Annotated in this window: 20 protein-coding genes, 1 tRNA gene and 1 pseudogene; 9 read left to right on the forward strand and 13 right to left on the reverse strand. The window is 72.7% G+C overall.

Annotated elements, in window-relative coordinates; translation table 11 throughout:
- Nucleotides 1-3: 3 nt before the first annotated feature.
- Both ACIQ6R_RS25095 and ACIQ6R_RS25100 read right to left on the reverse strand, forming a co-directional pair.
- Entirely contained in the window at nucleotides 4-1029 is a 1026-nt protein-coding gene (locus ACIQ6R_RS25095; protein ID WP_404223570.1) for a phosphotransferase family protein, read from the reverse strand.
- 205 nt (nucleotides 1030-1234) lie between these two features.
- Complete coding sequence (locus ACIQ6R_RS25100) at nucleotides 1235-1531, reverse strand: hypothetical protein (RefSeq protein WP_375909331.1); 297 nt, start codon at nucleotides 1529-1531, stop codon at nucleotides 1235-1237.
- Nucleotides 1532-1604: 73 nt separating this feature from the next.
- Here ACIQ6R_RS25100 and ACIQ6R_RS25105 point away from each other — a divergent pair, with 73 nt between their 5' ends.
- Nucleotides 1605-2537 (forward strand): NADP-dependent oxidoreductase, encoded by a 933-nt coding sequence (locus ACIQ6R_RS25105; protein WP_404223572.1) that lies wholly within the window; start codon nucleotides 1605-1607, stop codon nucleotides 2535-2537.
- Between the two features lie 34 nt (nucleotides 2538-2571).
- On the opposite strand, the gene ACIQ6R_RS25110 is transcribed toward ACIQ6R_RS25105, so the two are convergent.
- The 3 genes from ACIQ6R_RS25110 to ACIQ6R_RS25120 all read right to left on the reverse strand — a co-directional run bounded on the left by ACIQ6R_RS25110 (nucleotide 2572) and on the right by ACIQ6R_RS25120 (nucleotide 4138).
- The gene (locus tag ACIQ6R_RS25110) at nucleotides 2572-2895 is read right to left on the reverse strand and encodes a DUF202 domain-containing protein (protein ID WP_404179858.1); all 324 of its coding nucleotides are present in this window, start codon (nucleotides 2893-2895) and stop codon (nucleotides 2572-2574) included.
- Between the two features lies 1 nt (nucleotide 2896).
- Nucleotides 2897-3289, reverse strand: a complete 393-nt coding sequence (locus ACIQ6R_RS25115) for a YidH family protein (RefSeq protein ID WP_121746060.1) — start codon at nucleotides 3287-3289, stop codon at nucleotides 2897-2899.
- 339 nt (nucleotides 3290-3628) lie between these two features.
- Complete coding sequence (locus ACIQ6R_RS25120) at nucleotides 3629-4138, reverse strand: NUDIX hydrolase (RefSeq protein WP_404223573.1); 510 nt, start codon at nucleotides 4136-4138, stop codon at nucleotides 3629-3631.
- Nucleotides 4139-4357: 219 nt separating this feature from the next.
- Between ACIQ6R_RS25120 and ACIQ6R_RS25125 the strand changes: the two genes are divergently transcribed.
- Both ACIQ6R_RS25125 and ACIQ6R_RS25130 read left to right on the forward strand, forming a co-directional pair.
- Nucleotides 4358-5308 carry a hypothetical protein gene (locus ACIQ6R_RS25125; protein ID WP_404223575.1) on the forward strand — a complete coding sequence of 317 codons (951 nt, stop codon included), beginning with the start codon at nucleotides 4358-4360 and terminating at the stop codon, nucleotides 5306-5308.
- Between the two features lie 33 nt (nucleotides 5309-5341).
- Complete coding sequence (locus tag ACIQ6R_RS25130) at nucleotides 5342-6880, forward strand: APC family permease (protein ID WP_404223577.1); 1539 nt, start codon at nucleotides 5342-5344, stop codon at nucleotides 6878-6880.
- Nucleotides 6881-6920: 40 nt separating this feature from the next.
- On the opposite strand, the pseudogene ACIQ6R_RS25135 reads toward ACIQ6R_RS25130, so the two are convergent.
- From ACIQ6R_RS25135 to ACIQ6R_RS25145, 3 genes and pseudogenes are all read right to left on the reverse strand, one after another.
- Nucleotides 6921-7307: pseudogene (locus ACIQ6R_RS25135) on the reverse strand (SDR family NAD(P)-dependent oxidoreductase); the annotation flags it as partial.
- 34 nt (nucleotides 7308-7341) lie between these two features.
- A complete protein-coding gene (locus ACIQ6R_RS25140) occupies nucleotides 7342-8739 on the reverse strand; it encodes a GntP family permease (RefSeq protein ID WP_404223578.1) in 1398 nt (465 codons plus the stop codon).
- Between the two features lie 91 nt (nucleotides 8740-8830).
- A complete protein-coding gene (locus ACIQ6R_RS25145; RefSeq protein ID WP_404179844.1) occupies nucleotides 8831-9358 on the reverse strand; it encodes a gluconokinase in 528 nt (175 codons plus the stop codon).
- 137 nt (nucleotides 9359-9495) lie between these two features.
- Here ACIQ6R_RS25145 and ACIQ6R_RS25150 point away from each other — a divergent pair, with 137 nt between their 5' ends.
- Nucleotides 9496-10197, forward strand: coding sequence for a FadR/GntR family transcriptional regulator (locus tag ACIQ6R_RS25150; protein WP_404179841.1), 702 nt, complete (start codon nucleotides 9496-9498; stop codon nucleotides 10195-10197).
- 15 nt (nucleotides 10198-10212) lie between these two features.
- Here the strand turns inward: ACIQ6R_RS25150 and ACIQ6R_RS25155 are convergent, their stop codons facing one another.
- Entirely contained in the window at nucleotides 10213-10587 is a 375-nt protein-coding gene (locus tag ACIQ6R_RS25155) for a YchJ family protein (protein WP_404223580.1), read from the reverse strand.
- Nucleotides 10588-10667: 80 nt separating this feature from the next.
- Nucleotides 10668-10755: transfer RNA gene (locus ACIQ6R_RS25160), tRNA-Leu, on the reverse strand.
- Nucleotides 10756-10950: 195 nt separating this feature from the next.
- Between ACIQ6R_RS25160 and ACIQ6R_RS25165 the strand changes: the two genes are divergently transcribed.
- The 3 genes from ACIQ6R_RS25165 to ACIQ6R_RS25175 all read left to right on the forward strand — a co-directional run bounded on the left by ACIQ6R_RS25165 (nucleotide 10951) and on the right by ACIQ6R_RS25175 (nucleotide 13719).
- Nucleotides 10951-12276: a M20/M25/M40 family metallo-hydrolase gene (locus ACIQ6R_RS25165; protein WP_404223582.1), complete on the forward strand. Its 1326-nt coding sequence runs from the start codon at nucleotides 10951-10953 to the stop codon at nucleotides 12274-12276.
- Nucleotides 12277-12497: 221 nt separating this feature from the next.
- Nucleotides 12498-12731, forward strand: coding sequence for a chaplin ChpH (gene chpH, locus ACIQ6R_RS25170; RefSeq protein WP_055416097.1), 234 nt, complete (start codon nucleotides 12498-12500; stop codon nucleotides 12729-12731).
- 178 nt (nucleotides 12732-12909) lie between these two features.
- A complete protein-coding gene (locus ACIQ6R_RS25175) occupies nucleotides 12910-13719 on the forward strand; it encodes a chaplin (protein ID WP_404223584.1) in 810 nt (269 codons plus the stop codon).
- A 94-nt stretch (nucleotides 13720-13813) separates the two neighbouring features.
- Here the strand turns inward: ACIQ6R_RS25175 and ACIQ6R_RS25180 are convergent, their stop codons facing one another.
- Nucleotides 13814-14002 carry a DUF5703 family protein gene (locus tag ACIQ6R_RS25180; RefSeq protein WP_055416095.1) on the reverse strand — a complete coding sequence of 63 codons (189 nt, stop codon included), beginning with the start codon at nucleotides 14000-14002 and terminating at the stop codon, nucleotides 13814-13816.
- Nucleotides 14003-14049: 47 nt separating this feature from the next.
- On the opposite strand from ACIQ6R_RS25180, the gene ACIQ6R_RS25185 reads away from it, so the two are divergent.
- A complete protein-coding gene (locus ACIQ6R_RS25185; protein WP_404223587.1) occupies nucleotides 14050-14820 on the forward strand; it encodes a hypothetical protein in 771 nt (256 codons plus the stop codon).
- 206 nt (nucleotides 14821-15026) lie between these two features.
- Here ACIQ6R_RS25185 and ACIQ6R_RS25190 read toward each other — a convergent pair whose 3' ends face one another.
- On the reverse strand, nucleotides 15027-17339 hold the full coding sequence (locus tag ACIQ6R_RS25190; protein WP_404223851.1) for a helix-hairpin-helix domain-containing protein: 2313 nt from the start codon (nucleotides 17337-17339) through the stop codon (nucleotides 15027-15029).
- Nucleotides 17340-17641: 302 nt separating this feature from the next.
- Complete coding sequence (locus tag ACIQ6R_RS25195; RefSeq protein WP_404179823.1) at nucleotides 17642-18628, reverse strand: aldo/keto reductase; 987 nt, start codon at nucleotides 18626-18628, stop codon at nucleotides 17642-17644.
- 112 nt (nucleotides 18629-18740) lie between these two features.
- On the opposite strand from ACIQ6R_RS25195, the gene ACIQ6R_RS25200 reads away from it, so the two are divergent.
- Nucleotides 18741-19796: an LLM class F420-dependent oxidoreductase gene (locus tag ACIQ6R_RS25200; protein WP_404179820.1), complete on the forward strand. Its 1056-nt coding sequence runs from the start codon at nucleotides 18741-18743 to the stop codon at nucleotides 19794-19796.
- Nucleotides 19797-19915: the final 119 nt, after the last annotated feature.

Below are 19915 nucleotides of genomic sequence, written 5' to 3' on the forward strand. Positions count from 1 at the left end.
GGGTCAGCCTTCCTGAAGGGTGGTCAGGCCGTGCTCGATGAAGACGGGGACGAGGTCGCCGATGCGGTCGAAGCCGCGGCCGACCGTCTGGCCCAGCGTGTAGCGGTAGTGGATGCCCTCCAGGATCACGGCGAGCTTGAACCAGGCGAACGCCGTGTACCAGGCGACGGCGGACACGTCGCGCCCCGAGCGCGCGGCGTACCGCTCGATCAGCTCGGCGGGGGCCGGGTGGCCGGGCGCCTGGGCCGTGGTGGAGACGGGGGAGTCGGGCATGCCGAGCGGCATGCTGTACATCACCAGCAGGCCGAGGTCGGTGAGCGGGTCGCCGAGGGTGGACATCTCCCAGTCGAGGATCGCGTTGATCTCGTCGCGGTCGCCGCCGATCAGGACGTTGTCCAGGCGGTAGTCGCCGTGCACGACGGTCGGGGCGGGGGAGCGGGGCAGTTCCCGGCCGAGGGTGGCGTGCAGCTCGTCGATGCCGGCGAGGTCGCGGTCGCGGGAGGCGTCCAGCTGCTTGGCCCAGCGGCGCAGCTGGCGGTCCAGGAAACCCTCGGGGCGGCCGAAGTCGCCCAGGCCCACGGCGGCGGGGTCCACCGCGTGCAGCTCGACGAGCGTGTCGACCAGGTTCAGCACGGCGGCCCGGGTGCGCTCGGGGCCGAGCGGGGCGAGCTGGTCGGCGGTGCGGTACGGGGTGCCCTCGACGAACTCCATGACGTAGAAGGGCGACCCGAGGACCTCCTCGTCCTCGCACAGGAGCACCGGGCGCGGCACCGGCACGTCCGTCGGGTGCAGGGCGCTGATGACACGGTGCTCGCGCTTCATGTCGTGCGCGGTGGCCAGGACGTGGCCGAGCGGGGGTCGTCGTACGACCCAGCGCGCGGTACCGTCCGAGACCGCGTAGGTGAGGTTCGACCGTCCGCCCTCGATCAGCCGGCCGGACAGCGGGCCGGTCACCAGGCCGGGCCGCTCGCGGTCGAGCAGGCCGCGCAACCGGTCGAGATCGAGTCCGGGCGGGTGGTCGGGGCTCATCGTCGCTCCTACGGGCAGGTGAACAGTACCCGACTCATGATGCCGACCGGTCGGTATGCCGTCCAGTAGGGGAGCGTAACGTGATCGGCGCCACGATAGAACGGCAGCTCCCCGCGCGGAGTGCGGGGAGCTGCCGGGTGGGGCCGTGGGGTGTCGGTCGGGGGCGTGGGACGGGGTGCGGGTCCGGGGCGCGGGCCGCCGTTGGTCAGTGGTCGTCCCAGTGGCCGTCGTGGGCGGCGTGGCGGTGACCGTCGTGGAGGTAGTCGTCGTGGTCGCCGTGGCGCACGCGCGCGTGCCCGCAGTCCTCGCTGTGCCGGTGCTCGTGGCTCTCGTGCGCGGTGTGCCCGGAGGGCTCGCACTCGTCCCAGTGGCCGCCGTGCTCGCGGTGCAGGTGCCCGTCGTGCGCGTAGTCGACGTGATCGCCGTGGGGCACCTCGGTGTGGCCGCAGTGCGGGCCGTGGGCGTGGTCGTGGGCGGTGTGCTCTTGGTGAAGAGTGGTCATGGCGCTCACCTTAACGGTGCATATCCGGACATTCAGCTTGCGTGATGTCCGGGTACCCCGGAGGGTCGGAGCCATGAAGGCGATCAGTTACGCACGGTACGGCGGTCCCGAGGCGCTGGAGTACGGGGAGGTCCAGGACCCGCGGGTCGGGCCCGACTCGGTGCTCGTGAAGGTGCGGGCCGCCGCCGTCAATCCCGTCGACTGGAAGTGCCGCGACGGCCATCTCGACGCCATCCTCCAGCCCGTCTTCCCCGTGATTCCCGGGTGGGACGTCTCGGGGGTCGTCGTGCGGCCCGGGGCCTCCGTCACGGAGTTCGCCGTCGGGGACGAGGTCATCGGCTACGTCCGTGAGGACTTCCTCTCCCGCGGGACCTTCGCCGAGTACGTGGCGGCGCCCGTACGCACCCTCGCGCGCAAGCCGCGCAACCTCTCCTACGAGGAGGCGGCCGGGCTGCCGCTGACCGGGCTGACCGCGTACCAGGTGCTGGTGAAGGCACTGGGGGTGAAGCGGGGCGAGACCGTCCTCGTGCACGCGGCCGCGGGCGGGGTCGGCTCGATCGCCGTGCAGCTGGGGCGTCATCTGGGGGCGCGGGTCATCGGTACGGCGAGCGAGCGCAACCACGACTTCGTGCGCGGGCTGGGCGGGGAGCCGGTGACGTACGGGGAGGGGCTGGCCGAACGGGTGCGGGGCCTGGCGCCCGAGGGTGTGGACGCGGTGTTCGACACGGTCGGCGGCGAGACGCTGAAGGACTCGGCGAACCTGCTGGCGACCGAAGGCCGCCTCGTGTCGATCGCCGACGCGGACGTCGTCGACTACGGCGGGCGGTACTACTTCGTGCGCCCCGACGCCGATGACCTGCTGCGGCTGACCGAGCTGGCGGAGCAGGGGGTGGTGTCCGTGCACGTGTCCGAGACGTTCCCCCTGGATCGGGCGGCGGACGCGCACCGGCGGAACCAGGAGGGGCGGACGCGGGGGAAGATCGTGGTGACGGTGGACTGGGAGTAGGGAAGCCGGGCGTCGGGCGTCCTCCCGAGGCGCCTCAGACGACGAGGAACGCGCCGCACACCGCCAGCGCCACCGTGCACAGGGCGGCCGCCGTGGCGAACGGCGGGGTCAGGGCGCGGGGTCTGTTCGTCGCGGCGAGGGTGCGGATGCGGCCGTGGGCGATGCGCAGGAAGGCCAGCCAGAGAGCGCAGCACAGGGCGGCGGCGACGACCGTGGCGGGGGTCGCGCCGCCGTGCAGCGCGGTCTTCGCGGCGAGTACGGCTACGACGGTGCCGGACAGGGTCGTGCGGCGCCAGGCGAGCCGGGTGCGCTCGGGCTGGAGCCCGGGGTCGCGGGCGGGGCCGGGGTCGGCGCTCACCTCAGCCCTCCCAGCCGACGAGGACCACGAGGACCATCGCCACGGCGACCACGGCGACGACCAGGCTGAGCAGGGCCGGGAAGCGCGAGACGGGGAGGTCGTCGCCGCGGCGCATGGCCCGCTCGCAGCGCACCCAGTGGTTCACCGCGCGCAGCGAGCACAGTACGCCGGCCGCGAGCAGCGCGAGTGCGAGGCCCACCCGCCAGCCCCAGCGCAGGTCGGGCAGGAACTGGTCCACCGCGAACCCGCCGCCGACCAGGGCGAGAGCGGTGCGCAGCCAGGCCAGGAAGGTGCGCTCGTTCGCCAGCGAGAACCGGTAGTCGGGGGTGCCGCCCTCCCGCCGGATCTCCTCGGGCGCGAACCAGAGCCGGGCGTTCCGCACGAATTCGATCACGCGGGGACCCTATCGGGCGGCCACGGAATACCTGCGGCGACCTGCACGGGTTCGGCGGGGGCGCGGGCCGGCCCCGTACAGCTGCGGGCAGGCGTGCCGCGGGGACGGCACGGGACGGGTGGGCGGTGGGGGCACCTCCCGCTCGAGCGAAGCCGAGAGTGGGGGAGGCACCCCGACAGCGCCGGGCCGCGCCACCCACCCCGGCCCACCACCACGCGGGGCACCCCGACAGCGCCGGGCCGCGCCCCCCACCCCCGCCAGGCGCCCCCGGACGCGCCGGGAACGAACGACACGTCACCCCTCGCCAAGCCCGCAGCCGCGCCGGGAACGAACGACACGTCACCCCCGCCAAGCCCGCAGCCGCGCATACGCGTCCGACCCGTCCGGCGCCCACTCCCACTCCCCGAGCCGCCGTTCCACCTCCACCTCCGTGAGGAACCCGTGCCAGGCCACCTCCTCCACCTGCGGAGCGACCGGCCCCTCGCAGCGCACCTCGTACACCGCCGACCACCAGGTCCGTCCGGCGCCGTCGTCGTACAGGAACTTGAAGAGGTACTCCGGGCGCGGCAGCCCCGTCACCCCGAGTTCCTCCTCCGCCTCCCGCAGCGCCGCGTCGTCGTAGGACTCGCCCGCGCCCACCACCCCGCCGACGAACATGTCGTAAAGGGACGGAAACACCAGCTTCGTCGCCGTGCGGCGGTGGACGAAGACGCGTCCGTCCGGGTCCCGGGCGAACACGAACACGCAGCGGTGGCGCAGCCCCTGGGCGTACGCGTCACCCCGCCGGGCCTGTCCGGTGACGCGGTCGTTCTCGTCGACGATGTCGAGGATCTCGTCAGCAGCGCTCATCCGCCCATCCAAGCAGCGGCCGTCCCCTCGTCGGATGGTCAGGAGGGGGGAGGGCGTGGTTGCCGTAAGGTCAAGTCGCTTTGTTTTCAGGCCAGTTGACGCGTGTAACGCGCTGCCGGGCCTTGACGGAAAGCGTTGGCTGCCGCTTTGCTGTGTGTGATCACTTCATGGCAAACCGGCTACGACGACCTACCGCGTCGCGTGAGGAAGTTTCCCGCGGTGTCCCCACCTCCGCCTCCCCTCGGTCGCGGCCGCAAACGCGCGGCCCAGGCCTTCGACGACGCCCTCGACGACGCCGAACTCATCTCCGCCCGTGCCGCGTTGGCCCAGGGGCGATGGCAGTCCGCCCGGTCGCTGCTGGTTCACACGGGTGACGACTGGGACCGCCGCGGGCACCGGATCACCGTGCTCGCCAAGGAGCCCCACAGCGCCCCCTGGGCCCGTGAGTGGCTGCTGGCCGAACCCGATTCCACCGACGCCTCGATACTGCTTGCCCTCGCGCTGGTCCACCGGGCCCTGCGCGGCAAGGAGAAGCCCGCCCGGGCCCGGGAGGCGTGCCGGGACGCCGCCGCGCTGGTCCCGCACGACCCCACGCCCTGGCTCGGGCTGCTCATGCTGGAGCGTTCGCTCGGCGCGGTGGACGAGGTCGTCCGGGTCTTCGAGGCGGTGCGGGCTCGATACGCCGATCACCACCACGCCCATCACCTGATGGTGGCCCGGCTCGCCGAACGCGGCGGCGCCGACGGTCCCGACCCTCTGCACGAGGTGTACGACTTCGCCAACTGGGCCGCCGAGCAGGCCCCCGCCGACTCCCCGCTGGCCATCCTCCCGGTCGTCGCGCACGCCGAGCGCTACCGCGTGCTCGCCGCCGCCGGCCACGAGTCCGCCGACCCGAAAGCCTGCGGTCACTGGGTCGGCCGCCGCGCCCGGCTGGTGATGAAGGCGGCCTTCGACTGGTGGCTGGAATGGGAGCAGGACGGTCACCCGCGTCGGCTGATCGACCTCAACTTCCTCGCCCACGCCAAATCCTGCGAGGGCCGCGGCGCCGAGGCCGCCGCCCTGTTCCACCGCATCGGCGAACACGTCACGCCCGCCCCCTGGTCGTACCCGGACCGCGACCCGCACGCCGCCTTCCGAGCCGCCCGCGCGAGTGCGCTCGGCACGGCCTGACACCCCCGACGAACGAGAGAAGGACGTCCTCCGATGACCACGGGCAGTTCGAGCAGGAGCAGATCCGCGAGCGGTGGCGCCATCAGCACCTTCAAGGGGCAGGAGCGGGCGCTGCGCGCCGACCGCCTCGGTACCGGCGGCCTGCTCCTCTCCGTGCTGGCCGCCACCGCCCCGCTGATGGTGGTCGCCGGGGTCATGCCCACCACGTTCGCCGTGATGGGCATTGTCGGGCAGCCGCTCCTCTTCGTGCTGCTGGGCGTGGTACTGATCCTGTTCAGCATCGGATACGCCGAGATGAGCCGGCACGTCCACAACGCGGGCGCCTTCTACGCGTACATCTCCCGCGGACTCGGCGGCACCGCCGGCGCGAGCGCCGCCATGGTCGCGCTGGTCGCCTACAACGCCCTCCAGGTCGGCATCTACGGCATCTTCGGCTTCGAGGTCTCCGGGCTCCTGGCCACCTACGCCGACCTGGAGGTCGCCTGGTGGATACCGGCGCTGCTGGCCGTGCTCGCGGTCGGCACGCTGGGCTGGCTGAAGATCGACGTCAACGCGCGCGTGCTGGGCGTTCTGCTGCTCATCGAGGTCGTGCTCGTAGTGGTGTTCGACATCGCCGCCGTCGCCGATCCGGGTGCGCAGGGGTTGTCGCTGCACGCCTTCGACCCCGACACCCTGACGGGGGCGGGCGTGGGGACCGCGCTGTGCTTCTGCATCGCCGCCTTCCTCGGCTTCGAGCAGGCGCCCGTGTACGCCGAGGAGACCAGCCGGCCGCACGTGCTCGTGCCGCGTGTCATGTTCCTCGCGGTGGGCGGGGTCGCGGTCTTCTTCGCGCTCAGCAGCTGGGCCCTGACCGTCGCCACCGGGCCCGACAGGATCGTCGGCACCGCGCGGGAGCAGAGCGCCGGGCTCCTGTTCTTCCTCACCGAGGACCGGCTCGGCGGCACCTTCACCGACGTCCTGCACGTGCTGTTCGTGACCGGCATGTTCGCGGCCCTGCTCAGCTTCCACAACGTCGTCGCCCGCTACGCCTTCGCCATGGGGCGGGAGGGGCTGCTGCCCGCCGCCTTCGGCCGGACCAGCGGCTCCAGCGGCGCCCCGGGCACCGGCTCGCTGCTCCAGAGCGCCGTGTCCGCGGTCGTGGTCATCGGCTTCGCGATCGCCGACGACAAGCCGAAGGGCGACCCGACCCAGCCCGTGCTGCACCTGTTCACCTGGGGCGGCAACATCGGCGCCCTCGGCGTGATCCTGCTGATGGCCGCGGCGTCGTTCTCCGTCGTCGCCTTCTTCGTCCGCCGTGGCGCCGCCGGCGCCCAGGGCGTGCGGCTGGCGACCTCCACCGTCGCCGGCGTGGCCCTTGTGGTGATCGCCGGTTACACGGTCAAGGACTTCGACGTCCTCGTCGGCGCGGGTCCCGACTCCTCGCTGAGCTGGATGCTGCCCGGCATCATCGGCCTCGCCGCGATCGCGGGCCTCGTGCAGGGCACGGTCCTGCGTTCCCGCGCGCCCGAGCGGCACGCCCGCATCGGCCAGGGCAACGAGGCGTTCCAGCTGGACAAGGCGGCGTCCTCCTGACCCTCATGAGGACGCCGAGGGCGTGAGCGGGTCCGGAGCGGCGAGCGCGAAGGCGCCCTCCTGGGCCACCTCCGTACCGCCGTACCGGACGCGTGCGGTACCAGTCGGCGTCGGCGAACTCCAGCAGGGGCGCCCGGAGTCGCATGCCCGCGCTGTTGACCAGGATGTCGAGCGGGCCCACCCGCTCCTCCGCCTCCGCGATCCCGGCCGCCACGGACGGACCGTCGGTCACGTCGAACACGGCCGTGTGGACGTCGCCGGGAAGGCCGGCGGCGGCCTCGGTGAGGCGGTCGGCGTCGCGTCCGTCGAGGACCACGCGGCAGCCGGCCTCCGCGAGGCCCCGGGCGAGGGCCGGCCCGATGCCCCGGCTGGAACCGGCCACCAGGGCCGTGCGCCCGTCGATGTCGAAGAGGGGGTGAGCCGTCATCGTCGTACTCCTGGACGACCGTCGGGTCGTGCGGCTATATGACCAGTGACAGGAGCAGGACCAGAGCGCCCGCGACCACCGAGATGATCGTCTCCATGACGGACCAGGTCTTGACGGTCTGGCCGACGTTCAGGCCGAAGTACTCCTTCACCAGCCAGAAACCGGCGTCGTTGACGTGGCTGAAGAAGAGCGAACCGGCGCCGATGGCCAGGACCAGCAGGGCCGCGTGCGTCGTCGACATGTCGGCCGCCAGCGGCGCGACCAGACCGGCCGCCGAGACGGTCGCCACGGTCGCCGAACCGGTCGCCAGCCGGATAGCCACCGCGATCAGCCAGGCCAGCAGCAGGGCCGGGATCGACCAGTCCTCGGAGATCTCCAGGACCATCCGGCCCACACCGGAGTCGATCAGCGTCTGCTTGAAGCCGCCGCCCGCGCCGACGATCAGCAGGATGCCCGCGATGGGCGCGAGTCCCTTCTCGACCAGGCCCGACAGGCGGTCCTTGCCGAAACCGGCCGGGCGCAGCAGCGTGAAGATGCCGACGATCACGGAGGCGAGCAGGGCGATCAGCGGGTTGCCGATCACGTCGAAGGCGCGCTGCACCAGGTTCTCCGGATCGTCGACGATGATGTCGACGAGTGCCTTGGCCAGCATCAGCACGACCGGCAGCAGGATCGTGGCCAGGGTGGCGCCGAAGCCGGGGCGCTTCTCCAGCTCCTCCGAGGCGCGCTGCGGGATCATGCGGTCGGGGGCCGGGACGTCCACCCAGCGGGCCGCGTACTTCGAGAACACCGGACCGGCGATGATCACCGTCGGGATGGCGATCAGAACACCCAGCGCGAGCGTCACACCGAGGTTGGCGCCGACCGCGTCGATCGCGACCAGCGGACCGGGGTGCGGCGGGACCAGACCGTGCATCACGGACAGACCGGCCAGCGCCGGGATGCCGATGCGCATCAGGGAGTAGTTGCCGCGCTTGGCGACCATCAGGACGACCGGGATCAGCAGGACGATGCCGACCTCGAAGAACAGGGGCAGTCCGATGACGGAGGCGATCAGCACCATCGTCCACGGCATCGAACGCGGGCTCGCCTTGTCGAGGAGGGTGTCCACGATCTGGTCGGCACCGCCGGAGTCGGCGAGCATCTTGCCGAGGATCGCGCCGAGGGCGATCAGGACGCCGACGCCCGCGACAGTGGCGCCGAGCCCGGCGGTGAAGCTGGTGATGACCTTGTCCAGCGGCGCCCCGGCGAACGCGCCGAGCGCCAGTGACCCGATGGTCAGCGACAGGAAGGCATGCAGCTTGAACTTGGTGATGAGCAGGACGATGACGGCGATGCCCAGGAGCACGGCGATGCCCAGCTGGGCATGGCCGGCCGAGGTGATCGGCTCGACGGTGTCCGCTGCCAGCATCTCGACGCTGAGTCTGGTCACGGTGGATCCCTTGCGGTGATGGGGGTTCGGGGGAGGTCGGGGCCGTGCCGGCAGGTGGCGGCACGACCCCGAGGGAGGGTGTGGGGGAGGGCTACCGGACCGGCCCGGGCAGGTCCGTCAGGGCGTTCATCGCCCGTTCGGCGATCTCCTCCGGGGTGCCGGCGACGTCCACCGCGACTCCCGCCTCGTCCGGCTCCAGGGGCTGGAGCGTGGCGAACTGGGAGTCCAGCAGGGCCGTGGGCATGAAGTGCCCCTGCCGTTGCGACATCCGGTCCTCGATCAGCTCGCGGCTGCCCGTGAGGTGCACGAAGACGACACCGGGAGCGCCGGCCCGCAGCCGGTCGCGGTACGACCGCTTCAGCGCCGAACTGCTCACCACCCCGCCGAGCCCCGCCCGCCCGTGCGCCCAGTCGCCGATGGCGTCCAGCCAGGGCCACCGGTCCTCGTCGGTGAGCGGGGTGCCGGCCGTCATCTTGGCGATGTTGGCCGGCGGGTGGAAGTCGTCGCCCTCGGCGTAGGGAACGCCGAGCCGGGCCGCGAGCAGGGGGCCGATGGTGGTCTTCCCGGTGCCCGCTACGCCCATGACCACGACGACATGGGGGGTGTGCAGTCGCTGCATCGCACTCTCGCTGTCTGCTGTCTTCGTCGACACGTGATGTCGACGTAACTGAAACCCATTAGGTAGGACTAATTCAAGAGTCTGTGACATATAAGTCTGACTTTTTATCCCCGTGATCTGCCCCGTACGCTGAGTGCATGAGCACACCGGGCCGGGGGCTGCACGGCCGCGTACTGGACACCCTCGGTCCCGCGATCACAGCGGGCGAGTACCCTGCGGGCAGCGTTCTGCGCACGGACGAACTGGCACAGCGTTTCGAGGTGTCGCGTTCCGTGATGCGGGAGGCCGTGCGGGTGCTGGAGTCCATGCACCTGGTCGAGTCACGCCGCCGTGTCGGCGTCACCGTCCTGCCCGAGTGCGAGTGGAACGTCTACGACCCGCAGGTCATCCGCTGGCGTCTGGCCGGCTCCGAACGCCCTCGGCAACTGCGCTCCCTGACCGTGCTGCGCTCGGCCGTCGAACCGGTGGCGGCCGGCCTGGCGGCGCGGCTCGCCACGCCGGAGCAGTGCGCCGAACTGACCGAGTGCGCGCTCGGCATGGTCGCCAACTCGCGCGGCCACCGACTGGAGCAGTACCTCTTCCACGACGTGGCCTTCCACCGCGTCATCCTCACCGCCTCCGGCAACGAGATGTTCGCCCGCCTCGGCGGCGTCGTCGCCGAGGTGCTGGCCGGCCGCACGCACCACGACGTGATGTTCGAGGACCCCGACCCGGCCGCCGTCACCCTGCACGTCCAGGTCGCCGAGGCGGTGCGGGCACGGGACGCCGAGCGCGCCGAGCGGCTGACCCGGGAGATCACGGTCGGCGCGCTGCAGGAGCTGGACATCCTGGCGCCGTAGCGCGCGGACGGGGGCCTACGCGAGGAACTCCCCGTCGACGTACACCCACGCCCCGTCGACCCGCTCGAACCGGCTCCGCTCGTGCAGCGAGCCACCGCGGTAGGACGCCCGGAAGGTCACGGTCCCGGTGGAGTGGAAGGCCGACCCGTCGCTCGTGCCCAGGATCTCCAGTCCGGTCCACCGCATCGCCGGGTCGAGGTCGAGGCGCTCGGGACGCGTCCTCGGGTGCCAGGTCCGCAGCAGGTAGCCCGCGTCCACGCGTACGAAGGCGCTGTAGCGCGAACGCATCAGGGCCTCGGCGGTCGGCGCGGAGGCGGTCCCCGCGTGGAAGCGGCCGCAGCACTTCTCGTACGGCTCGGACAGCCCGCACGGGCAGGAAGGCGTGGTCATGGCGGCCATTGTGCCCGGTCCGCGCAGTGTCCGCGGTGTCCCGAAAAGCAGAAGACCCCTGCCGCGGCAGGGGTCTCAACTGGTGTCCGAGGGGGGACTTGAACCCCCACGCCCGATAAAGGGCACTAGCACCTCAAGCTAGCGCGTCTGCCATTCCGCCACCCGGACAAGGTGTCTGTCGTGCGGGGCGTTGCCCGCGGCGACGACGTAAACATTACCAGGCTTTCCGGGGTGGCCGATCACCCCCTCCTTGGGCACGGACGGCCCGAGGAGGAGGATGAGGGGGACCCACCAGCAGTGACATCAGCGGTGCATCAGCAGTGACATCGGCATGACGTCAGCAGTGACAGCGGGAGGAACCACGTGAGCGACTCGGGCACGGCCAGGAGCGTCACCGGCGAGGACGAGGTCGTCGACCTCTGCCGCGAGCTGATCCGGATCGACACCAGCAACTACGGCGACCACTCGGGTCCGGGCGAGCGCAAGGCGGCCGAGTACGTCGCCGAGAAGCTCGCCGAGGTGGGACTCGAACCGCGGATCTTCGAGTCCCACCCCGGACGCGCCTCCACGGTGGCCCGGATCGAGGGCGAGGACCCGTCCCGGCCCGCGCTGCTCATCCACGGCCACACCGACATCGTCCCGGCCAACGCGGACGACTGGACCCACCACCCCTTCTCCGGCGAGATCGCGGACGGGTGCGTGTGGGGGCGCGGCGCGGTCGACATGAAGGACATGGACGCGATGACCCTCGCGGTCGTCCGCGACCGGCTGCGCACCGGGCGCAAGCCCCCGCGCGACATCGTGCTGGCGTTCCTCGCGGACGAGGAGGCCGGCGGTACGTACGGCGCCAAGCACCTGGTGCGCGAGCACCCGGAGCTGTTCGAGGGCGTCAGCGAGGCGATCGGCGAGGTCGGCGGGTTCTCCTTCACGGTCAACGAGAAACTGCGGCTCTACCTCGTCGAGACCGCCGAGAAGGGCATGCACTGGATGCGGCTCACCGTCGACGGCACGGCCGGCCACGGCTCGATGACCAACGACGACAACGCGATCACCGAGCTGTGCGAGGCCGTGGCACGCCTCGGTCGGCACAAGTGGCCGGTCAGGGTCACCAAGACCGTACGGGCCTTCCTGGACGAGCTGTCCGACGCGCTCGGCACCGAACTCGACCCGGAGAACATGGAGGAGACCCTCGCCAAGCTCGGCGGCATCGCCCGGATGATCGGCACGACCCTGCGCAACTCGGCGGCGCCCACCCAGCTCGGCGCCGGCTACAAGGTCAACGTCATCCCCGGGCAGGCCACCGCGCACGTCGACGGGCGCTTCCTGCCCGGCTACGAGGAGGAGTTCCTCGCCGATCTCGACCGCATCCTCGGGCCGCGCGTGCGGCGCGAGGACGTGCACGCCGACAAGGCGCTGGAGACCGACTTCGACGGCCGCCTCGTCGACGCCATGCAGACCGCCCTGCGCGCCGAGGACCCGATCGCGCGCGCGGTGCCCTACATGCTCTCCGGCGGCACCGACGCCAAGTCCTTCGACGACCTCGGCATCCGCTGCTTCGGCTTCGCGCCGCTCAAGCTGCCGCCGGAGCTGGACTTCGCGGGCATGTTCCACGGGGTGGACGAGCGGGTGCCGGTGGAGGGGCTGCAGTTCGGCGTGCGGGTGCTCGACCGCTTCATCGACGCGTCCTGACGCACCGACGAGTCCTGACGCACCGACGCGTCCTGATGCGCCGACGGGTCCGGATTCGCCCGCTGAAACGTGACTTCCGCACGCGACGGTATTCGTCCGCGCGTGCGGGAGTCGACCGGGAAGAGTGAATGCGCTCATAAGCTCGTAGCCTCATTAGTTCCTCCTCGTTACAGGTGATGCGATCAGCAATCTGGGATCGCGTTTGCCAACTAGGAGGAATAATGCTCAAGAAGGTCGTCGCCGCCGCGGCTGCCACCGGTGGTCTGGTTCTCGCGGGTGCGGGCATGGCCGTCGCCGACTCCGGTGCCCAGGGTGCCGCCGTGCACTCGCCCGGCGTCCTTTCCGGCAACGTCGTGCAGGTGCCCGTGCACGTCCCGGTGAACGTCTGCGGCAACACGGTCTCCGTGATCGGTCTGCTGAACCCCGCCTTCGGCAACGTCTGCATCAACAAGTGACGTTGTGCCTCGCCCTGTGAGGGTCTGAGTCCGGCGGCCCCGGAGCGCGCGCCACGCGCTCCGGGGCCGCCGGCCTTTGGAGCCCTTCGAAGGGCGGGGAACGACGGCGACGTCGGGATTCCCGGCGTTCTCGGCATTCTCGGTACCACGGGACTAGGGCAAGGCAGGGATTCAGGAAATGCGACAGGTCACCCGCAAGGGCCTGATGACGATGGCGGCCGCCACCGGCGTGTTCGCCGCCGCGGGCGGCACCGCCCACGCGGACTCGGGGGCGCACGGCTCGAGTTCCGGTTCGCCCGGCGTACTGTCCGGCAACACGGTGCAGGCACCGGTGCACGTGCCGGTGAACGTCTGCGGCAACACGGTCGATGTCGTCGGTGTCCTCAACCCGGCGATGGGCAACTCGTGTGCCAACCAGGGCGGCGGCACGTCCGGCGGCTACGGCGACTCCGAGGGGCAGGACGGCTCGCACGGGGGCTCGCACGCCGGCGGACACGCGACCGACTCGCCCGGCGTCGGCTCCGGCAACCACGTGCAGGCGCCGATCCATGTGCCGGTGAACGTCTGCGGCAACAGCGCCGACGTCGTCGGCGCCCTCAACCCGACCACCGGCAACGACTGCGGCAACGGCGGTGGCGGGGATCACTCGACGCCGCCCGGCGGTGATCACGAGACGCCCCCCGGGGACCCGGGCGACCCCGGGGAGCCTGGCAACCCCGGAGACCCGGGCAACCCCGGAGACCCGGGCGACCCTGGCGACCCGGGGGAGCCCGGCACTCCGGGCAACCCGCCCGACTCGGGCGACGAGACGCCGGGGGGTTCCTCGCACGTCAACCAGCCGGACACCCAGACCGTCGCCCAGCCGCAGGGCGACGCGCGGCTCGCCGAGACCGGCAGCGACCTGCCGCTGGGCCTCGCCCTGCCGGTGGGTGCGGGCGCGCTGCTCGCGGGCACGGTGCTCTACCGCAAGGCGCGCGCCTCGGCGTGACGCGCCGGACCGGCACGCACAGCGGGCCCCGCACCGGCGGGGCCCGCTCCGTCTCCGGCTCCGTCACCCGCGCCTGATCGAGCCCGGTCGCGGCTCACCAGGTCGCGCGTACCTGGCGGATGATCCGCCGCCGCAGCCGCACCTTGCGGCTGCCGTCGCGCAGCAGGCTCAGACGGTACAACTCCCAGTGTCCGTACTCGGCGTGGTCGGTCAGCAGACGTGTCGTCTCCTTGCGGGAAACCCCGCGCGGCAGGTACACGTCGACAAATTCGTATTCCGGCATCGCATCTATTGTGCGGGCTGGGCCCCGGTACGGATAGCGTCTGCACTATGTCTGATGCTGCGCAGCCCACCGCTGCCGAGGTACGCGCCGCCGCCGAGGCGGTCAAGACCGCGCTCGACCGCCACCTGGCCGCGGTCGAACGCCGGTCGGGGGAGGACGACCCGGCCGTCTACGACGCGTTCAACCAGCTGGCCGCGGCCGCGGAGGCGTACGACGAACTGCTCTACGACCGTTACGACGAGGTCACCCCCTTCGAGATCCCCGGCGCGGAGGACTCGCTGCCGCCGTACACGGGTCCCGAGGAGCCGAACGCGCTGAGCGTCCTGATCCGCCGTGACTACGCCGTGGCGGAGCCGCAGCGGCTGATGGCCCAGGCCCGGCGGATCGAGGCGGCGGACGACGAGGGGGCGGGCGTGGCCTCCTCCGGCACGGTCCACGGGGCGCTCGGCCTCCTGTTCGGCGAGTTCGAGCCGGACGAGATCGCCTCCCGGCACAAGGAGTTCGGTCTGGAGGAGGGCGACTCCACGCTCTGGGTCACGGCCGCGGACGAGGCCGCCGAGCCCGGCGAGTGGCTGGAGGCCCCGTTCGAACAGGCCGATCCGCAACGAGTGATCTGTCGCTTCGACGTCAGCGCGGTGTTCGACGACGAGTTCGACGACGGCCTCGACGACGACGTGGACGACCGGGACGACGAGGCCGGCGACGACGGCGTGCGGGAGCTTGAGGAGGGCCTCGACACGGATCTCGACACGGATCTGGACGAGGATCTGGACGCGGACGAGGACCTGGACGAGGACGGTGAGCGGGCGCGGTTGTAGCGGATCGCGTAACGGCGGATCGCTGAGCGGCTGGAGCCGCGACGGGTCGGCTGGCCCGACGACGGCGGCGGTCACGGGGGTTGCCCCGGTGACCGCCGCCGTCGCGTTCGCCAGAACGTCCGGCGGGGCGGCGGAGCGGCGGGCCGGCGGGTGGTGGCGGGCTGGGCGAGGCGTCCGGGCTCACGTGGCCGGACGCGCTCCCCGGGTCAGCCGGCCACCGGTACCTGCGGCGCGAGGAGCACCGGCAGACGGGTCGTGCGCGGCTTCGCCGGAACCTCGGCCACGGCGCGGGGCAGCGCCTGCTCCACGCCGTGCACCACGGAGAGGTGGCGGGCGGCCCGGCCGAACGCCGTGTAGATCCAGGGGCGGCTGAGGGCCTGCGCGGCATCACCGGGCAGGACCACGACCACCGCCGGCCACCGGCCGCCCACCGCCTGGTGCGCGGTCAGCGCCCATCCGTGCCGTACGGACTGCTCCACCCGCTCCTTCGGTACGACGACGGCCTCGCCCGCGCACGACAGGTGCAGCCCGTCTGCGTCGGCCTTCACCACCCGGCCCGGCAGCGTACGGCCCGGCACGGGGGAGTAGGCGACCCGGTCGCCGGGGTCGAAGCCGCCGAAGCGGCCGGGGCCCGGGTTCAGCCGCTCCTTCAGTGCGGCGTTGAGCGCCCGTGTGCCCGCCGCGCCGCCGTGGCCCGGTGTGATCACCTGGGTCTCCTCGGCGGGGACGCCGATCGCCCGCGGTACCGAGTCCGCGACGAGCTGGACGGTGCGGTGCACGGCCTCGCCCGCGTCCCGCACCGGCACGATGACGACCTCCTTGCCGGGCGCCTCGACCTGACCCAGCTCGCCGATGCCGATGCCGGAGACCAGCTCGCCGAGCGGGCCCGGGTCCGGACGCCGCGAGGCGATCTGCGGGCAGAGCCGCGCCGCCAGCAGATCCGCGAAGATCCGTCCGGGACCCACGGACCCCAGCACCGCCGGGTCCCCGGCCAGCACCAGCCGCGCACCGTCCGGCAGCGACTCCGCCAGCAGGGCGCCCGCCTCGACGTCCAGCTGCGGTGCGTCGAGCACGATCAGCAGATCGAGGTCCAGGGCACCGTCCGCGTCCCGCCCCGGCCCCTCGGCCCCGGCCAGCAACCCGGCCAGGGTGACGACGGCGGGACCGGCCGGGACGGGAACGTCCGGGGCGGTGAGGCCGGGAGGCTGTGGCACGGACGACGGGTCGCCCAGCAGGGCGGCGAAGCGGTCGCGGCCGAGCGGTCCGGGCGCGGCGGCCCAGGTGCGCAGGCCCAGGGCGCGCGCGGCGTGCAGCAGGGCCGCCGGTTCGGCCAGGGCCGCCTCCCCGCCGGTGTGCAGGACCAGCCCGTGGTCCGCGACGGCGCGGATGAGGTCGGCGGCGGACCCCCGCGCGGACGCGGCGGCGCGCTCCCAGTCCGCCGCGGAACCGTCCTGCTTCGGCGCCGAGTTGGCCAGCCGGGCCAGGCCGTCGGCGAGGCTCTCCTCGGCGAGCGCGTACCGCTCCAGACCGACCAGGACCCGGACCGGGCGCTCCTCGTCCTCGTCCGCCGCCTCCGCCCCGCCCGTGGTGTCGTCCTGGCGGGCTCCGGACTCCTCCAGGGCGTCCTGGAAGGCCAGCGCCTCGCCCTCCGCGAGTGTGCTCTGTACGGCGGCGTCGGGATCCGGCACGCCGCGCTGGGCCAGCGTGGCCGTGAGCCGGGGCAGCTCCAGCGCCGTGTGCCCGGCCAGGGCCGCCTGCTCCAGCAGCCACACCGTGACCGCGCGGCCACGGCGCTCGTCGTCCGGGCCGCACTCGGCGCCCAGCAGCGCCCGGGCGAACCCGTCGGCCTGCTCCGGCCGCACTCCGCCGACCCGGAGCAGCTGCCAGGGGTCGGCGCGCAGCGCCTCCTCCGCGCCCTCACCGAGGAGCGCGGCGGTCTGCGGTGCGAGCGTCTCGGGAGCGCCGCCCTCGGCCAGTACGCGCCGCACGGACTGGACTGTCTCCGGCGCGGGTCCCATGGGCCCCGCGGGTGTCTCGGCCGGCACCGGCCGAGGCCGTCGTACCGGTTCCGGGGCGGGACGGCGCGGGGCGGGCTCGGGGTCGTCGAAGACCGTGGCCGCGGGCTTCTCGCCGCTCTCCACGGCCCTCACCGCCGCGAGCAGATCGGCCGCCGTGCCGCTGAGCTTGCCCCCGGCGTCGATCGGGGCCTGCTTCTCGGCCTTCCGCCGCTCGATCCGCTCCCGCACCAGCCGCTGAGCGGCCAGCTCGGCCTCGGCCTCGGAGACCTGAGCCGCCGCGCCGTCGCCGTCCGCACTCGCGCCCCCCGGCCGCCCGTCGGGCGTCTCGTCCCCCACGTCGTCGGTCTCCTCCGCGCGCGGAGGAGCGGCGGCCGCTCCGACGGCCCGGTCGCCCGCGGCCTCCCCGGCCGTCTCGGCTTCAGCCGAATCGCCGATGTCCGTGCCGTCGTCAGCGTCGATGTCCGCGCCGTCGTCGGTCGGCTGCTCGGCCGCCCCGGCCATCGCCTGGGCGCCGGTGTCCCGGGCCTCCCGATCGAGCGGCTCCGACACTGTCTCGGCGGCCCGGTCGCCCGCGGTCACGCCGGGCCTCCCGATCTCGCCGTCGCCCGCCGAACCGGCGGCGCCCCCGCCCTGCTCGCCCGGCCGACCGGCCTCCCCGCCAGCGGCCTCGACGTCGGGAGCCAGGCCGTCGGCCGGTGCCCCGCCGTCGGTGCCCGGCTCGGCCCCGTGCGCGGTGCCCGGGGTCTCCGGCCCGGCGTCCACGGCGTCCGCGGTGTCCTCAGAGGCGGGCTCGGGCTCCGTGCTCACAGCGTGCTCCAGTCGTGATCGGGATAGCGGTGCACGGGCGCCGACACGTCGTCGAGGGCCCGGCAGATCTCGTCAGGAAGACTAAGGGTCTCCACTGACAACGCCGCCGTGAGCTGCTGCGCGTTGCGCGCGCCGACGATCGGCGCGACCACGCCGGGCCGGTCCCGAACCCACGCCAGCGCCACCTGGAGCGGCGTCACCGCGAGCCCGTCGGCGGCCGTCGCCACCGCGTCCACGATGTGACCGGCCGTGTCGTCGAGGTAGGGGGCGACGAAGGGAGCCAGGTGGTCCGAGGCGCCCCGCGAGTCCGGCGGGGTCGCGTCCTTGCGGTACTTGCCGGTGAGGACTCCGCGGCCCAGCGGGGAGGAGGGCAGCAGCCCGATGCCCAGGTCCAGCGCGGCCGGCAGTACCTCGCGCTCGATGCCCCGCTGGAGCAGCGAGTACTCCATCTGGGTGCTCGCCAGCCGGTTCCGCACGCCAGGCGCCGCCAGCTGCCAGGTCGCCGCCTTGGCCAGCTGCCAGCCGCAGAAGTTCGACACGCCCGCGTACCGGGCCCGGCCGCTGCTCACCGCCACGTCGAGGGCGTGCAGCGTCTCCTCCAGCGGCGTGTGCGGATCGAAGGCGTGCAGGTGCCACACGTCGACGTGGTCCGCGCCGAGGCGGGCCAGCGAGGCGTCCAGCGCGGAGAGCAGGTGGGCGCGCGAACCGTCGAAGCGGCGGTCGGGGTCCGGCACGCTGCCCGCCTTGGTCGAGATCACCAGGTCCCGGCGTGGAACAAGCCCCTCCATGAGCCGTCCGAGCAGGTACTCGGCCTCCCCGTCCCCGTACACGTCCGCCGTGTCGACGAGGGTCCCGCCCGCTTCCCAGAAGGTCTTCAAGAGGTCCGCGGCGTCATGCTCGTCGGTGTCCCGGCCCCAGGTCAGGGTGCCGAGACCGATGCGGGACACGCGCAGGCCGGTGCGGCCGAGATGCCTCTGCTCCATGAACGCCGACATTACTGGCCACGGCTTGCGCTGTGGGGGCCTGTGGACAACCGAATTCCCGCGCTAAGGTCGGGGCACAGAAGACGTTACTGATCGGTAAGGGGAATCGGCCATGCAGCTCGGGATCAACCTCGGCTACTGGGGTGCCGGAATGGACGCGGACAACCTGGCCGTCGCCCAGGAGGCCGACCGGCTCGGCTACGCCGTCTGCTGGGCCGCCGAGGCCTACGGCTCCGACGCGGCCACCGTGCTCACCTGGGTCGCCGCCCAGACCGAGCGCATCGACGTGGGTTCGGCCATCTTCCAGATCCCGGCCCGCCAGCCCGCGATGACCGCGATGACGGCCGCCACCCTGGACTCGCTCTCGAAGGGCCGTTTCCGCCTCGGCCTCGGCGTCTCGGGGCCTCAGGTCTCCGAGGGCTGGTACGGCGTCAAGTTCGACAAGCCGCTGGCCCGCACCCGCGAGTACGTCGAGATCGTGCGCAAGGCGATGACCCGGGAGCGGCTGTCGTACGAGGGACAGCACTGGACGTTGCCGCTGCCCGGCGGTCCCGGCAAGCCGATCAAGCTGACCGTGCACCCGCAGCGCGAGCACATCCCGCTCTACATCGCCGCGATCGGCCCGAAGAACCTGGAGCAGACCGGCGAGATCGCCGACGGCGCCCTGCTCATCTTCCCGTCCGCCGACCACCTGGAGGACACCGCGATCCGGCACCTGCGCGCCGGGCGCGAGAAGGCGGGCAAGACCCTCGACGGCTTCGACGTCTGCCCGACCCTGCCGCTCGCCCTCGGCGACGACAAGGACGTCGCCGCGCTCGCCGACACATTCCGCCCCTACACCGCGCTCTACGTCGGCGGCATGGGCAGCCGCAAGCAGAACTTCTACAACCAGCTCGCCCAGCGCATGGGGTACGAGCGGGAGGCGGCCGAGATCCAGGACAAGTACCTGTCCGGCGACAAGCAGGACGCGGCAGCGGCCGTACCGCACGACCTGATCGACCAGACGACGCTGCTCGGTTCCGTCGACCGCATCGCGGACCGGATGAAGGCCTACGCCGCCGCCGGTGTCACCACGCTGACCCTCGCGCCCGCGGGCTTCACCCTGGACGAGCGGATCGCCGCGCTCCGCGCCGGCACGGAGGCCCTGGAGCGCGCCGGACTGGCCTGAGGTCCGCCGGACCGGCCTGAGGTCCGGCGGTAGGTTCCGCGGCCGTGGTGGGGGCTCGGGGGGTCTTCCCCGCCACGGCCGTCACGGAGAACAACGCGCCCACGCGCGTGTGGTTACGC

This window comes from Streptomyces sp. NPDC096048 (genome assembly GCF_044763415.1).
Taxonomy (GTDB): domain Bacteria; phylum Actinomycetota; class Actinomycetes; order Streptomycetales; family Streptomycetaceae; genus Streptomyces.